The organism is Paenibacillus sp. NPDC058177 (assembly GCF_042883835.1).
Taxonomy (GTDB): Bacteria; Bacillota; Bacilli; order Paenibacillales; family Paenibacillaceae; genus Paenibacillus_AQ; species Paenibacillus_AQ agri.
Window position 1 is genome coordinate 603,019 of the sequence record NZ_JBHVVB010000002.1, and the last position, 17,027, is coordinate 620,045.

General features: G+C 49.0%; 8 protein-coding genes. 4 read left to right on the top strand and 4 right to left on the bottom strand.

Going from position 1 to position 17,027, the window contains the following annotated elements:
* Window positions 1–35: 35 nt before the first annotated feature.
* Window positions 36–1,259 (bottom strand): enolase C-terminal domain-like protein, encoded by a 1,224-nt coding sequence (locus ACFVU8_RS12765; RefSeq protein ID WP_387427680.1) that lies wholly within the window; start codon window positions 1,257–1,259, stop codon window positions 36–38.
* A 215-nt stretch (window positions 1,260–1,474) separates the two neighbouring features.
* Between ACFVU8_RS12765 and ACFVU8_RS12770 the strand changes: the two genes are divergently transcribed.
* From ACFVU8_RS12770 to ACFVU8_RS12785, 4 genes are all read left to right on the top strand, one after another.
* Window positions 1,475–2,950 (top strand): protein adenylyltransferase SelO, encoded by a 1,476-nt coding sequence (locus ACFVU8_RS12770; RefSeq protein ID WP_387427682.1) that lies wholly within the window; start codon window positions 1,475–1,477, stop codon window positions 2,948–2,950.
* Between the two features lie 839 nt (window positions 2,951–3,789).
* Complete coding sequence (locus ACFVU8_RS12775) at window positions 3,790–4,206, top strand: HIT family protein (RefSeq protein ID WP_379465907.1); 417 nt, start codon at window positions 3,790–3,792, stop codon at window positions 4,204–4,206.
* A gap of 14 nt (window positions 4,207–4,220) precedes the next feature.
* Window positions 4,221–5,102, top strand: coding sequence for a helix-turn-helix domain-containing protein (locus tag ACFVU8_RS12780; RefSeq protein ID WP_387427684.1), 882 nt, complete (start codon window positions 4,221–4,223; stop codon window positions 5,100–5,102).
* 109 nt (window positions 5,103–5,211) lie between these two features.
* Complete coding sequence (locus ACFVU8_RS12785; protein ID WP_387427685.1) at window positions 5,212–7,857, top strand: glycoside hydrolase family 3 protein; 2,646 nt, start codon at window positions 5,212–5,214, stop codon at window positions 7,855–7,857.
* A gap of 241 nt (window positions 7,858–8,098) precedes the next feature.
* On the opposite strand, the gene ACFVU8_RS12790 is transcribed toward ACFVU8_RS12785, so the two are convergent.
* The 3 genes from ACFVU8_RS12790 to ACFVU8_RS12800 all read right to left on the bottom strand — a co-directional run bounded on the left by ACFVU8_RS12790 (window position 8,099) and on the right by ACFVU8_RS12800 (window position 17,011).
* Window positions 8,099–8,866: a nucleotidyltransferase domain-containing protein gene (locus ACFVU8_RS12790; RefSeq protein ID WP_387427687.1), complete on the bottom strand. Its 768-nt coding sequence runs from the start codon at window positions 8,864–8,866 to the stop codon at window positions 8,099–8,101.
* A 436-nt stretch (window positions 8,867–9,302) separates the two neighbouring features.
* Window positions 9,303–15,341: an S-layer homology domain-containing protein gene (locus ACFVU8_RS12795; protein ID WP_387427688.1), complete on the bottom strand. Its 6,039-nt coding sequence runs from the start codon at window positions 15,339–15,341 to the stop codon at window positions 9,303–9,305.
* 110 nt (window positions 15,342–15,451) lie between these two features.
* Window positions 15,452–17,011, bottom strand: a complete 1,560-nt coding sequence (locus ACFVU8_RS12800; RefSeq protein WP_175370048.1) for an extracellular solute-binding protein — start codon at window positions 17,009–17,011, stop codon at window positions 15,452–15,454.
* Window positions 17,012–17,027: the final 16 nt, after the last annotated feature.

Here is a 17,027-nt window from a genome sequence, read left to right on the forward strand (position 1 = left end):
GTACTGTACTCATCTGTGTACTTTGCTGTACTTGGTTACGGACGAACCAATGTTCCGTCAGCCTTGCGGTCCAGTGGATACGGACGGTGATATCGGCTCACATTCCATAAATCTCCCAACAGCCCCTGCGCTTTCACTTCATCCAGATCAAGGCCCAGTCCAGGTTTATTCGATGGATACAGATATCCGCCTTCTCTAATGATGTGTCCCGGGAAAGCCTCCAGTTCATGAGCCTTGAAGTGGTTAACCTCTTGAATACCAAAGTTCCAAAGTGCCATATCCAGGTGAACTGCAGCCGCCTGATTGACGGGATCATTCTCCCCACCTTCCTGCCAGGCTGTGCGGACACCATAGGTCTCACCAAGTGCAGCAATCTTGCGGCAGGCACTAATTCCACCAGCCTTGGACACCCGTACCCGGATAAAATCAATCAGCTTTTCCTGAATCAGTCCGGTCCATTCCTGCGGATTCACGAACAACTCTCCCACCGCCTGCGGCGTCGCACTCTGCTGACGCAGTTGCCGATACCAACCGATCTGTTCCGGTGGAAGGGCATCTTCCAGGAAGAACAATCCGTAGGGCTCCAGCCGCTTCGACAACTGAATGGCATGAATCGGGGACAGATGTTCATGTACATCATGCGTGTATTGAATCCCTGTGCCGAACTCCACACGCAGCTTCTCGAACATGTCCGGGATGGTATTCAGATACGTATGTTCATCAAATACAGGACCACTGTTCCAGGACTGGCGTGGCAGCTTCGCTTCCTTGCCGCTGACAAAGCCCCCGCCACCGTAACCGCCCATTTGAACACGAATCACCGTATAGCCTTCTTCTATAAAACGCTGGACATCCTCCTTAAGCTCGTTGATATCCGCACCTCCAGCATGTCCGTAGCATGGTACTGCCGACCGGCAGGCTCCGCCGAGCAACTGATAGACCGGGAGGTTTGCTTCCTTACCCTTGATATCCCACAAGGCCATATCAATCCCGCCAATAGCGGTATTGAGGATTGCCCCGTTTCGCCAGTACCCGCTCATATGCATCAGATGCCACAAGTCTTCTATATTGGAAGCCTCTCGCCCAATAATCAGCGGACCTAACAATTGCTCAATGACCTGCACCACTGCCTCAGGATTATAGAGATCAGAGGCGGAGCCCAGTCCATATAGACCGTCCTGATCCGTGGATACCTTCACAATCGTCCAGCTTCCATCATGCCTGGTGCGGATGCATTCGATACGTGTAATTTTTGCCATCAGATCACCATCCCTCTTTTGTGTCGTGTCTATTTTAATGCAATCTTCCGCACATCCAAACGGGGCATTATTAAACTTTCCATCCCATTTCTATCTTTCTACTGTAACCACCCCTCTGGCTTTACCTGGGAATTTGTTGTATGTTAAAATTCAAAGTAAATAGATCACTCTTTACGTAATTACCAAAACCAATACTCAGGGGAGAAGGCGCTATAATGGCAGAGAAAAAAGCAGTACAAGTAACCGGATGGAATTTCGATAACAGTTATGCCGCTCTTCCAGAAATGCTTTTTACCAGACAGCATCCAACCCCTGTACGAGACCCTAAATTGGCCATTGTGAACCATGCGCTGGCCTCATCCTTAGGCTTGAACTCCGAATATCTGGAGAGCAGTGACGGGCTGGCGGAACTCGCCGGTAATGAGGTGCCTGAAGGTTCTTCACCGCTAGCACAAGCATACGCCGGACATCAATTCGGGCGTTTCAACATGCTGGGCGATGGACGGGCACTCCTTCTTGGGGAACAGATCACTCCTTCCGGGGAACGGTTTGATATTCAACTTAAAGGCTCAGGCCAAACCCCCTACTCCCGCGCAGGAGACGGGCGGGCCGCACTCGGACCGATGCTGCGTGAATATATCATCAGTGAAGCTATGTACGGACTCGGTATTCCGACGACACGAAGTTTGGCAGTTGTAGCGACCGGCCAGAATATCACCCGTGAATCCGAGCTGCCAGGTGCTGTTCTGACCCGGATTGCAGCCAGCTATCTGCGCGTAGGTACCTTTCAATATGTTGCAAAATGGGGCACGATCGAAGATCTCCGCACATTAGCTGACTATACCTTGCATAGACACTACCCTGAAGCGGAAAAGGAAGAGAACCGTTATCTTGCTCTGCTGCAGGGCATCATTCAACGACAAGCTTCATTAATTGCGCAATGGCAGCTAGTTGGCTTTATCCACGGGGTTATGAACACAGACAACATAGCTCTTAGCGGCGAAACTATTGACTACGGCCCATGCGCGTTCTTGGATACTTATGATCTCGGCACTGTATTCAGCTCTATTGACACCGGTGGCCGCTATGCTTTTGGCAACCAGCCCAATATTGCTGCATGGGATCTGGCCAGATTTGCCGAAACACTGCTCCCTCTGCTGCATGAAGATGCGGAGCAAGCCGTTAAGCTTGGGGAAGAAGCCATTTCCCAATTCGCTGTACTCTTTGATAAACATTGGCTTTCCGGTATGAGAGCGAAGCTGGGCTTCTTTAATGAAGAGTCTCAGGATGAGGCGCTGATCGAAGATTTGTTAGGGATGATGCAAAAGCAGGGTGCAGACTACACCAATACCTTTTTGGCGTTAACTAACGACAAGTTGGAGGATACCGTATTATTTGGTACAACGGAGTTTGGGGAATGGGTTGAGCGGTGGAACGCAAGAAAAAGCAGACAACCGGAATCAGACGCCGCTTCCCAAGAACTGATGCGAAAGACTAATCCGGCAGTCATTCCCCGTAATCACAGAGTAGAAGAAGCGTTGGAAGCTGCGGTGACGCGCGGTGACTATTCTGTCATGACACAGCTTCTGGAAACCCTTTCTGATCCGTTTGCCCATACGCCTGAGCAAGCCAAGTACTGCAAACCCGCTGATCCATCAGAGCTTCCTTACCGGACATACTGCGGGACCTGATTTTACTTTTTGGGAAATATAGAATAAAACCAGAAGGCCGTCTTTCCTTTCTTAAGGAAACGGCCTTTTTTGTCTATTGAAGCTGATCGTTAGTTTATAGATGCTCAAATTCCAATGCAAACGTTTAGTGGAAAAGATATACTAATTATATTAGGTGAAAATAAAATTCATACAGAAGAGCAGGCAATCCAAACAGAAGACTAAGCGTTATTCTGGTTACTATAAACGGATCCCGGGTGGAATTATCCCCGGAGTCGGTGGAGCGGGTTAAAGTAGCCCCTCTTGGAAGCTGGGGCTTTAGGACGTAAATCTCCCCCTCCCCCTTACCATCTTTCTTAATAGTGAAAAAGGGGCCTCCGCCCCCAACTAACGGCATTTTTGTACCTTAATTTCCTTAAATATAGGTAAATGAGGGAAATAGGTGCATTTTTGTATCTTATTTTTGAAAAAGCATGCTGGAAAGAGGCATTATGGAAGATTTAAGGTACAATATTGCACTTAATCTCCACAAATCCTTAACTGCAGAGTATTTAAGGTACAAAAATGTCGTTAATTTCACTTCGAGGATCAATATTAGAAGGAGCAAAGGGGCGAAGTTGGAACTGTAGAAGCGAAACTCTCGCCTGAAAGCTTTTCGCGGGAAAGATCGCACCCATCAGCACAGACTCTTACCAAATTTCAATTGCCAGAAACGGTTATAAAGAGGGCCTCTGTCGACGACCGCAATCGGAAGACCAAACGTTCCACCGAAGTGACGATCGATCCCTTACCCGTACATTCGTATCTTCAGTTCGTTTTATTTTATATACTATAAAACTTACAACGGAGTGATGCTGTAAATGGAATGCTTAGGCTGTAGAATTGCTAATAATATTGAACCAGACTTAAACATTATCTATGAGAACGAACTTATCACTTGTGTACTCGATATCGCCCCATTTAATGAAGGACATACCCTGATCCTTCCTAAAAAGCATTACTTGGATGTCGAAGAAATAGAATCCGCGACTGCATATGCGATCATGGATGCTTCAAAGCGACTTTCAGCAGTCTTAAAGGACTTGTTCAAACCTGATGGTATAAGCATTTGCCAAAATGGTGGAAAATTCAACGACCTTACTCATTACCATATGCACCTTATACCCAGATACGAAGGGGATGGTTTTTCCTGGAGCGAACCCTTGCACCCGCATGGTGCTGATAAACGATTAAGCCAAACGAGAGAAAAGATTCTAAAGTCATTAAATGAGGAGTGAAGGAGGCCGTTCACTTGGCTCAACCATCCATAAGGGCATGGCATGAGAAGATCCGCCACAAAACAAGCCAGCCCCTCAATATCATTATCAGCTCGCTGGAGGAAGGCTATCCGGCCCACTGGCACAAGGAGCTTGAGATTGTATACATCCTTGGCGAGGGCATGCAGATCGGTATCGGCGGAGAGATTTACACGCTGCGGACAAGAGATATTCTGCTGATTAACTCCTGCGAGGTGCATCAAAATTACGCCAATCCGAACGGCTGCGCGAAGATCATTCTTCAACTGGATAAGCTGCCGTTTGGAGCTTGGGGCGACCTTATTTTCAACCAGAAAATAGTTCAGCCCCATCTCCGCCCTGCCGTCACCGATGAACAAACTAATACGTGGCAGGCAACGCTGCACGGTGAGCTCGAAAGACTGATCCTCAACATTCAGCGTGAATGGGAAGGCCAAAGCGACGGCTTCGAACTGGTCATCAATGCCCGGATGCATGATTTGATGGCGCTGCTCCTTCGCCAAGTTCCCAGGGAGATTTACAGCAAAGAGGCACTGACCAAACGCAAAATCCGACTGGAGCAGCTCGACCGGCTGGAAGGCGTACTGAACCATATCGAGAATCATCCCGGAAGCGAAATGACGCTCAAGCAAGCAGCAGATATTTCCGGCTACAGTATCTATCATTTCACCCGGCTGTTCAAAGAAGCTACCGGTGTCACCTTTGTTGATTATATAAACATCTTTCGAGCGAACTATGCCGGACAGCTGCTGCTCGGTAGCGACATGAGCATTACTGAGGCGGCTTACAGAGCAGGATTCAACAGCATCGAGACCTTCAACCGTGTCTTTAAAAAAGTGAACGGATGCACACCTACCCTCTATCGCAGCAAAATATGACAAGTGATCATCAATCCCTGACAGGTAAAGTCAGGGTCTTTTTTTTATAATTCAAAGAAACAAGAATCAGTCGCAATACACTTCAGATTGTACAAGGAGGTAATATACAGTGAGCATATCCACAGAGCATTCAAATGCACCTTACCGAAACCCGGAGCTTCCGGTGGAAAATCGGGTGGAAGATTTACTGCATCGTATGACATTGAAGGAAAAGGTCCGCCAGTTGGATCAATACTTCGGGGCTTCTTTTATGAGCGCAAGACATCCGCAGATGCATACCGTCATGGCCGATGATTCCGAAATACTCTGGGAGAAGATTGAGGAGTTGATTGGCGAAGATGGCATCGGCTGTCTGCACGACCTTTACGGCACTACCAAGGTCAATAACGCGATCCAAAAATATGCCGTGGAGCAGACCCGGCTCGGTATCCCGATCCTGTTCAGCGAGGAAGCACTGCATGGGCTGCTACGCCCTGGATGTACCGTGTATCCGCATGCCATCACCATGGCCTCTACGTGGAATCCCGAACTAGTAAAACAGCTCGGAACCGAGATTGCCGCCGAAACGCGTAGCCTCGGTATTCACGAGACCTTCGGCCCGGTGCTGGATCTCGCCCGTGAACCCCGCTGGGGACGCGTGGAGGAAACCTATGGCGAAGACACTTATCTGTCCTCCAGGATGGCAGTTGCCATGATCAAGGGACTGCAGGGAGATGATTTGGCTTCCGGGCGGAATATTGTTGCCGAGCCGAAGCATTTTGCCGTACATGGCATTCCTGAGTCTGGGCTGAACCATTCCCCGGCCTCCATTGGAGCTAACGATATGCATACCTATCATATGCCTGTCTTTGAAGCTGCTTTTGTGGAGGGCGGTGCGATCAATGCTATGTGTTCCTATAATTCCATTGATGGTGTTCCCTGCTCGGCAGATTATAGCCTGCTTACAGAGATCCTGCGCGGAGCATGGAATATGCCCGGCTTCGTGAGATCAGATCTGGGTGCGATTGCCCGCCTCCAGCATGCCCATTATACAGCCGACTCCGAAAAGGAAGCGATTCGCCAAGCGCTGGTAGCCGGAACCGACATGCAATATTACGATTATCCACATGACGTTTACCAGGAATCTATTATGGAGTTAGTCACCAGCGGAGATATCCTCATGGATACCGTGGATACAGCAGCCGGTCGAGTGCTTAAAGTGAAGTTCATGCTCGGACTGTTCGAGAACCCTTATACGGATGAGGATCTGAGCAAGACAGTGATCCGTCAGACAGCGCATGGTCAAACATCACTACAGACAGCCCGTGAAGGCATTTGTTTGCTAAAAAATGATCAAGGTCTGCTCCCGTTGGACAAAAACCTGGGCACTATTGCCGTCATTGGTCCTAGCGCCGCTACAGCCAGACTGGGCGATTACACGCCATATATCGAAGGGTTTGAGCCGGTTACTGTACTGGAAGGGATTCAAAAATCTGTTAGTTCAAAGACCAGAGTTCTGTATGCTAAAGGAAGCAGCATTCTGGATGATGAACTGGAGCCTATTCCTCCTGTCAACTTCACTCACGGCTCCGGTGCCAATGGATTGCTTGGCGAATATTTCAACAATCCGGACCTGGAAGGATCTCCTGTCCTGACCCGGACAGATAAGACGATTGATTTCAATTGGGCTATTTCCAAGCCGGATGAAATCGTCCGCAATCATGATTTCTCGGTACGCTGGAGTGGTAGCCTTATTCCTCAGCATGATCTCACAGGTTATATCGGACTTTCCAGTCAGGACAGCATGCGGCTGTGGCTGGATGGAGAATTGCTTGTAGATGGCTGGGGTCAGGGACACAGCGCCCGCCAAAACGTGCCGGTAGCACTGAAGGCTGGACAGGAATATGCGCTACGCGTGGAATATTGTAAAGATACGAATGGCGTCGAGGTGCTGCTGGGCTGGAATGATGCAGCAGAGTTCATTCAGGAGGCTGCTGCTACAGCTGCACAAGCAGATATCGCTATCCTCGCACTCGGTGATTCCGAACGAACCTGCGGGGAAGGCATTGACCGGTTCAGCCTGGATCTGCCGGGAGCACAGCTTCAGCTTCTGAAATCTGTGTATGAGACCGGCACACCGGTAGTTCTCGTGCTTCAGAACGGCCGCCCGATAACCCTTAGCTGGGAATCGGAGCATATTCCGGCCATTTTGGAAGCCTGGTACCCTGGCGAAAATGGCGGTCATGCGATCGCTGAAGTCCTGTTCGGCGATTATAATCCTGCGGGACGTCTGCCAATCTCTTTTCCTAAGACCCTCGGCCAGATTCCGGTGTACTACAATCGCAGACGCGGCGGACAAAAGCATTATGTCGGCGGTGACAACCAGCCGCTATATCCTTTTGGCCACGGACTTAGCTACACTACTTTTCAGTATGACAGCCTGCACTTCAAATCAGCGTCCATTCATCCCGACGAGGATCTTCATGTGACTCTGAATGTGACCAACACTGGAAGCCTGGCCGGAGACGAGGTCGTTCAGCTCTACATTTGTGATGTACACAGCTCTGTCGCCCGGCCTGAAAAGGAACTGAAGCGTTTCCAGCGGATTCACTTGCAGCCAGGAGAGCAGCGCACGCTATCCTTTACACTGGCGCCGAAGGACTTAAGCTTGTTGAATCGAAATCTCGAGTGGATCATCGAGCCCGGCACCTTCCGGGTGATGATCGGCCGCAGTTCTGCCGACATCGCAGTTTCAGGTGAATTTATAGTTGTCTAGCGTGTGACTTCCCCCCGTAATAGAAACAGCGGCAGCCATGGACGAGAGAATAAAGTCCATGGCTGCCGCTGTAACATTGAGCTATCGTTTCCCGTTAGCTCAATAGTCTTATGTTTTAATTAGAGTCGCTGCTTATAGTTGTGAGGCTTGCCGAACACCTAACGCAGTGACCTCCCGACGGGCTTAGGGGGCTGGATGTGGTCACCCGCTTCTCAGAGTGACCCGGAGCGTCAATATGGTGTTAGCCGAAGGAAGTTCTGGAAGCAGCCATTGCATTTAAGGCGTTCTCAAAATAGCTATATACTTCATCTGCAATTCCCAGAAACTCTTCAACAAGTACATTACTATCCAAGTAACAAACATACAGATAATCAACTAAAGCAGAGTCAATCTCACAATAGTTTAATATGGCATTCTTCATCTTAAAAATGTCATCTTGCCATACACCTGTATCTTCTAAAACCAAAGAGTATAATGCACGAATTAATCTCTTAGAGTAACCTTTAATATATCTAGTTTTCATTGTGTTATCACTAGCATTAGAAAGTAAACTATGTATACGATCTACTTCCTCCTTGGTCTCTGTATTTAAGTCTAAAATGAACTCTGGAGAAATAATTATCGGTGGTACTTTTTCACCAACGTCATGACCATATATGCAAACACAAATTATCTTTACCCAAAAACCCCACTCATTTGGTTTACTTAATACATCGTCAATCGAGCAAATTATCGTATCAATCTTAGTTACTACTGGATATTCTTCCAAAAGCCTGTCTTTAATATTTGACAATCTTTCGTAATCAATATCTTTGGGATTTACACATACAATAGTAAAGTCTGCATCTGACTTAAAAGGTTTAGCAGTTCCTTTTGGAATCGAGCCACACATATAAATGCTATTAATCTTACCTTTAAATTCGGTAAGTATATTATCTATATACTTATCAACAAAATCCTTATATTCACTTTGTATTACAATTCTATTTATAACTTTTTCTAATATCATATAGACTCCTCCTAAACTAAGAACTTCTTTCGGCTAAAGTCTTTTTGCGAACTTCGTAAATTCGTCATGACTTAAGTTATTCGCGAAATCATTCAACTATCCTGCCCGTAAGAGTAATGGCGATCGGCCTGTCTAATCCTTTATTGGGTATTCTGCGAGCGGAGACAAACCCTCTTCATTTTCAAAACTGTAAAAGCTAACAGAGCAGCGATTCTCCCGTTATTGAGAAATCGCTGCTCTGCGTTTTTGACCATTCGTTAGAGCTATGCTCTTGGGATCTCCTCTTTTCCTCATACTACTTAAACCCCTTCAAACAAAAAGCGCCCCGAACAGCCGATAAACGGACTGCTCAGGACGCTTTTTTTATACCTGCAACCTGCAACCTGTAACCTGTAACCCTCACTGCCTTCCTATTCAAACATTGGAAAATCGGGCATTACAGGCTGTAAATCCGGTACAACAGCACGGCAGTCTCTGCGCGTGTCAGCTTGCCTTTAGGATTCAGGCTGTTACCGCTACCCTGCAGCAGACCGGCTTCCACCAGTGTTCCAATGCTGTCTCGGGCATAGCCCGCGATACTGCTGGAATCCTTGAAGTCGCCCAGTGTGCTTGTGCCGGCTTGCGCTAGCTCAATCTTCTGGAGCTTCAGTGCACGGTCAATGAAGACCGCTGCTTCTTCTCGGCTGATGGCCGCATTCGGCAGGAATGCACCATCACCGGAGCCCGTTGTAATGCCAAGTGCCTTGGCAATACTCACTGCTTCGGCGTAGTAAGCGTCTTGCTCCACATCACTGAAGTTATCAGTGGTGGTTGCGGTCAAGCCAAGAGTGTCCACGAGCAGCTTCACGAAGTCCGCCCGTTTGATCTGTGCCCCTGGATTGAAGGCTGAAGCAGACACGCCTTGAATGATTCCTTTAGCTGCGAGTTGTTCAATGGCTTCTTGCGCCCAAGGAACACTGCTCAAATCAGCAAAAATTGGCGCGGTTAAAACAACCGCATATTGACCTGTTTCAGTTACCTTGAATTGAACCTTACCGTCTGCGTATTTCGCTCCAGCTACGACAGCACCCTGCTTATCCTGCAGAATTTGCCAAATTCCCAAGCCGGATGCTTGGGCTTGCTCGGTACCAGAAAGCACGTAAGGCAACGACAGAATAAGCTGCGAATTCTTGTCGCTCCATACAAGGGTTTTATTCCCCGACAGGAGGGATAGTTCTACTGCCGGACGGCTGCCCAGCTTAGACTGCAGATCTTTGCTCCATTTTGTACGGTCAGCCTCCCGCAAATAGAAGGTTACTGTTGTATCCAGCTCTTTACTCAGGGAAGCTAGCAGATTGCCCGGCAGAGTAAGTGTTCCCGTCGGCAGTACAAGCTCCAGCACTTGATCTGGAGAACCCGCTGCAACGAAGGCAGTAGGAAGCTCAATACTATAGACTTTGGCTCCGCTGGCTGATGCTACCTGAACAGATACATGTTGTACCCCATTCTTATCAGGCTTAGCCTGAGCAAAAGCGCTTGTAAGCTCCGATGAGGTCACAACGGCCTTCGCCGATTGCGCTGCGCTATCCACTACAGGTACGGTCTTTACTTCGACAGTTCCATCTCCCCGCAGAGTGATGGATGTCTTGCTTCCGGAAGCCGCAGGGACAGAGGATGAAGATCCCGAACTTGGATTGCTGGTAGACGGCGTTTCCGTGCCGGGTTCCGGCTTTTGTCCCCCCGGATCAGTGCCCGGATTTGGATTCCCTGGATTTGGATTCCCCGGGTCAGTGCCCGGATCAGTGCCAGGTCCGGGATCGACCGAGCCTCCGATCGCTGCCAACCGGGCAATCAATGCAGTCTTCACCGGACCTTCAGGCAGCAGACTAACAAAATTGGCTGCTGTATCCTTATGGGTGATATCCTTATGCGTCTCTGCTTGTGTAACCTGTGCCGTTGCCGATTGCTCCAGCAGACCGGCATAATCGCTGTCCAGCAGAATCAGGTCCCCGTACAGTGTTGCATCCTTGCTGGAGCCAATACCTTGATTGTATTCCATGTATCCGGCACGACCTGCTCCGTCGTTCTCGTTGATCAAGAGCGTGAAGCCAATCACATCGGAAGGCGAGAAGGTATATCCCGGTTTGTGCAGCTCACTGAACGGAATCTTCAGGCTATAGGTGGTCAGATGGGTGGGCTCGTCACGGGTAATGTCTGCCTGGGCATTATTAAACGCCCCGGTTTGCACTCCTTCCGGTGCTCTCCATCTCCACTTAGTAACACTACCTTGATTATTCAGGGCAAAGCCCAGCTCATTTACATTTTTGCTGGCCGATCCATCTTTCTTGGACAGATCAATGCCAAGCTGGATGCTGTCGCCCTGCCAGATATCCCCGCCACTCCAGGTCTGTGCATGCACATCGTCCTTCACAACAATCGTGGTGTACAGATTCTGGGCATCCCAGCTTACAGATGCATGGGCGCTGAGATCGTCTGGACCTTTCCATTGACCACCTACACTGGAATATTGGTCAATGCTGGACAGTTCAATCGTCGGAGTAACCGCCGATTCCGCTCCATTACGCCCGGCAAAGGACTGTGCCAGTCTGACAGAAGTTGTATAAGTGTAGCCATCATCCAGTGTGACACGGTATTTCAGTGTGTCACTGGACAGGAATGGCAAGGCAATCTCCAAAGACTGTCCCAGAGCAATACCTTCAAATCGGACAGGCTTGAGCTTCCCGGCATATCCGGCAGGCTGCAGTAACTCCAGACGCCCGCTCAGCGGCTGTTCTTCTGTTACATTAGTTACGGTGAGCACGCTGTTCGCCTTGTCTGGTTCACTAGCATTGAACGGACTACGTTTAATGCCCAGGGCAACCGGAACCAGATTGGTGCCAAATACTTTACTCACAGCTTCGTTGACTAGCTGCATGCCACCTTTGAAAAGGTTGTTAGAAATCACCAGCTTGCTAATATCCGGCCCAGCATAGACATGTGTAGTACGCGGCTGCTGGAAGTAGGAATTGTATAATGCGGTATCCCCTCCCAGAGCATTGATTCCCCGTTCTCCAACAGTAGTGAAGTTAGCTTGCTGAATACGTACGGTTCCCGCGTGAATATCGAAGGAACGGGTCGTATCTCCCCACATAGAAGTGTTGAAGAGCGTGACTTTGGAGTCAAAGCCTTCGCCGACTACGACATATACTTTATCCGAGCTGCTCATCGATACAAGCTCGGTATTGATCAGGGAAAGTCCTGCTGGACCCGCACTGTCAATAACGGCACCTTTTTTACTACCGTCCGTTCCGTGACCGATGACAACCGCTTCCGGACCAGAGCCATTCTGCTCCTCGAAATGAATGCCATACATTGAACCGTAAACAAAGGTATTGAAGATGGTCTCCTGCTTCACATGTCCTACGCGGAAGGCATCCAGATGATCCTTCTGGTAGTTCCAGACTTTATTGAAGTCCTCGTCGCTTTCAGGATGATTCGGATAATTGTTTCTTCCATAATAGTGCGGGTTAAACTGGACATTGCGGACCATTCCGCCTTCTGCCCCGCCGCCGAGGAAGATCCCTTCTTTAAGCGGAGAACCGGCGACATAATCAATATAATGTCCACTGGTATCATAGCTGCCAAAATCAATCCCTTGATAAGAGTTGATCAAAGTCGTATTGATGGCGTACACGCCATGGCCTTTCCCCTGAATCGTCCAGGAATAAGGCTTCACTGTGTTCCAGTTCTGCTTGTCATAATAAACAGACAAGCCTCTGACCCCCGAGGAGGCTTCCAGAGTGATCAGTGGTGTGCCATCGGGATCATTTTCCCCATAATTGGTGAAGAACACCGTTCCGCCACCAATCGTATGATGGGGCACATCCCATGATCCTCTCAGCTCAACACCACTTGGCACAGTAATAGGTGAGTTCAACCGGTAGATCCCTGCTGGCAAATACACGGTGCCGCCGCCGGCAAGCTTCGCATCATTAAGGGCTTGCTGCACAATGGCAGCTGCGTCGATTTGGCCGCTTTTATCAGCTCCGTAAGGTTGTTCAGTTACATTGTATAATCCGTTTGTTGCCGGCTTCGGCTGCTGTGCCAGATCAAGAGCTGCTACTTCTGGCAGTGCCTCCAGGCTGTACTTGTCATCCTGGTGAATGTTCAGCTGCGCGCCCTCGCTCTCATTCTTCACCTGAAGCTCACCCTGATAGCCAGAATTGACAGCGTTCACTTCTGCCACAGTACCCTGTAGCAAAATGTGGTTCGACGGCTTGTCGAAGGTGGACTGGCCAAGAATAAGCGAGCCGCCCTCAGCCGTAATGGCATAGCCGCCAGCCTGGTCATCCCAGTTCTCGAAGGTGCTATTCTCAAAAGAAAGAATTCCTGTCCCTTCATTAACGACTGCGTGATGCGGCTGACCGCCGATCGTCACCTGATTGAACTGGACGATGGAGCGGAACCCAGGCGTAGCTTGAATGGCGATCGGATGGGGTCCGACATCGGCTTTAAAGCTGCTGTCAGTCACCAGCAGACCATAATCATTGACGCCTTCAATCTTGAGCGCTACCTGGGAATGCTCAATATTGATTTTGTAGAGCTGGGCATTTGCCGTTTCCAGGCTATCCGTTCTGGTGGTCACGCGCATCCCGGTCTTGAAGCCCGACAGGTAAATGTCCGACATATATTCCCAGTCCGAACGGCCCATGACAATCCCTTCGGCATGGCCTGTAAGATAATTCGTCAATTGCTCCTTCTGCGGAGACCCGGCCAGACCGGAACCGGACCAATAATCAGGAGCTAGACGAACATGCTCAAGGCGTCCGATATCTGTGGTGAAATCCAGGAAAATCCCGGTGTTCAGTACGGTACCGAATACATTTTTGACATAATGAAGCTCATTCCAGATCGGACCGATTTTGATACCATTATAGGAGTTGACCATTGTCACATTCTGAATGGTAGCGCTATCACCTGAGAGCTGCTCAAAGGTCCATGGATAGAGGACCGGCTGCTCTGCCGATTGCTCCGGATACCAAACCGATAGATTCGTAACACCACTGGAAGGTGCGAGCTGCAGGAAACTTGGCGCTTCAGCATCTCCTCTACCACCGTAAGCTTCGAGAACCGTACCCTTTACTTGCTTATTAACAGTGTCCGGGTTTACCCAGTCACCGCGGAGTGTAACGCCAGTTGGAATAATGAGATTACTGGTAATCTTGTAATGGCCTTCTGGCGCAAAGACTACCCCGCCTCCACGGTTGCCCGCTGCGGTCAAGGCATCCTGGAACGCCTGCGTATCATCCTTAACGCCATCCCCGACAGCACCAAAATCCTTGACACTGCCATCGGCTATAACTACATCCTGTGTTGCATAATTCGTTGTGTATACCTTGGTCTGCGCATCCACAGCAGTGCGCGGAGCTTTCGTGATCGTTACCGAAGCTAAGATCAGTTCCGGATTACCCGCCGGAGCGCCTGCGCCACTGACACCAAGCCGGAAGTCTCCGCCGTTAGTGCCATTAGCAAAATAAGCATCGCTCAATTTGTAAGTGTGTGTCTTCCAGGTATTCGTATTTTTATAGGTGAATAATGGTGCATCCTTAAAATGCGCTGACTCCGCATCATACTGCAGAACCATGCTACCATTGCCGCGATCATAGTACTCCACTGTAACAAAAACATCCTGATCGGTATTCTGATACAAGTAATCGTCGCCCACATTAAAATAGAAGTAGAGGACATTCTGTCCCGGATCCGACGAGCTTACATTTTGATTCGTCTGCCAGTAAGTTTTGCCGTCCCTTGTTCCAGTCAAAAGGCCTGTGGCTGGTCCATCTCCAGGTCTCGCGGTAATACCGTTAGAGTCGACTTGCGCCCCCAACTTGATAGCGACCTGTTTATTTGAATCCGCTTTCAGTTTCTTGGAAACTGTAACACCAGCAACCTTAAGGTCTTTGTTAGCCGCAGCATCAATGCCCCCGCCTTCCACACTGAGCCGCATATCCGCTCCGTTCGTGCGGTCTGCAAATTTGGCATCCTTCAGTGTGAAGGTATGACTTTTCCAGGTCTTGGAGTCGCCATACTGAAACACAGTTCCATCTTTGAAGGCTGCCGTCTGGGCATCATATTGCAGAACAAACTTTCCGCTGCCCTCGTCATAATAATCTACAGTGACATCCACATCGTAATCATTGCTGTCATACAAATAATCGTTGTCCACGTCCAGATAGATGTAGCTTGTACCGAGGTCCTTGCCAGTCTCCCAATAGGTGACTCCGGTAACCGTTCCGGTCTTCAGACCGTCGGTAGTATCACCTGCCCTAGCGGATAGCCCCTCCTCAACCGGTGTTTCTCCCAAGCTAACATGCACAGCGTTGGCGTCAGCCTTTACCGTGCCCAGAGGAAGCTGGATACTGGACACCAGCAGCAGGGCCGCAAGTACCCGTGATACCTGTACCCGGAGCTTGACCCATGATCGATTTGTACTCACAAACGCACCTCCAATAGTTTATTGGTCATACCTTCCCGCGGATAGACAATGACGCTATGACTAAAAAACAGGAAGCACACCCCAAGGCGGCTTCCTGTTTGCCGCAAGCTTTATTTTTTGGCAGCAAGATAGGCATCAATTTGTTTCTGTGTTTCAGAGATAATTTTATCGAGTCCGTTCTTCTTTTGAGTCTCAACATAATCGGCTACAGATTTCTCAACATCTTTCACCATACCGTATTCGATCGGTCTGCTAATCTCATCGGTAGCTTGGTCACGCTTGGCCAGCTCATTCTTCATGCTGTCTTCAGCAATGAACAATCCGTCGATTGGCGAGTTCACATTGTTCGGCTGGTTAGCGAAATCTGCTTCCTTCACCCAGAAATCTTTAGCATACGTTGTGGTTGGGCGCATAAATTGCGGCTTCCAGAATGCCCATTGTCCGCCCCACTCCATATAGTTACTTGTAGAGGACTGCATACCTTCCGGATAATCCGCAGCATCTCCGTTCAGGACATAAGTTTTGCCTTCGATACCATATTGCAGCAAGTCATACAGCGTTTGATCGGTTTCTACCATATCGAGGAAACGCAGCACACGGTCTGGATTCTTGGAGTTCACATTGATCGCTACTACGTTAGCAAGAGCGGTACGGTTAACGTATTTCTTATCAGGATAAAGGAGCGACATTCCTTGTTTAAAGGAAGAATCGGAGAAGCCTGGATCTGCGTAAGCCCATTCATGAGAAGTCACGGTAAAGAGCAGCTTGCCGTTTCTCCACTGGTCTTCAGCGCCTTCTTTATCAATCATGGCATCTCTATTGATCAGCTTGTCATCATACCATTTCTTCGCCAGCTGCGAAGCCTCCAGGAAGAACGGTTGTTGTTCAACTGGTTGAACGGTAATCTTCGGATCATTCAGATAGAAGCCCAGTCCGTGGAAGTTCAAGTCCACCCATTCATCACGGATGTAATAGAGGGACAACGGTGTAGTACGGGACAGCTTATCGTTCGGGTAAGCCTTTTTCAGCTCACGGAGCAGATTGTCTACATCTTCAATCGTTTGGATAGAATCCGGCGCAATGTTAATGCCTGCCTTCTCGGCAAGATCCGAACGCCAGCCGGCAAATTTACGTTCATTCATTTTCATCGTCCATGGCAATCCGACAATTTGGCCGTTTACTGTTGCTGCGCCCAATGTACCCTGCTCTTCGTATTTCTTCTCCAGATTAGGTGCATATTTCGGCAGTAGATCATTCAGGGCCATATAGGAACCTTTGGCTGCCATTTGCTTGTAGGAGAGCCAGTCGCCGTCAAAGTTCATGTCCCAGCTATCGCCGGAAGCGGCCATAACGAGCATTTTCTCCTTGAAGTCACCAAACGGGATGAAGTTGATATCGAATTTGACATTCAGGCCTTTGGCTTTCACATATTCACTGATTTTGGACCAGACTTCATCTGTGGCAGCCTTCTTATCACCGCCGAAATAGAATTTAAGGGTAACTTCATTCTCAGTCTTCGTTGCTGCTGTGTCACTTCCTCCGCCAGCATTCGTCTTTTCGCCTGCATTTGAAGTGGTATTGTTGTTACTACCGCCACATGCGGACAAGACTAAACTGAACAGCAGGAGTGCGGTTAGAATTAGCTGAAATCTACCGATGCTTTTGCGCATCCAAATCTCCCCTTTT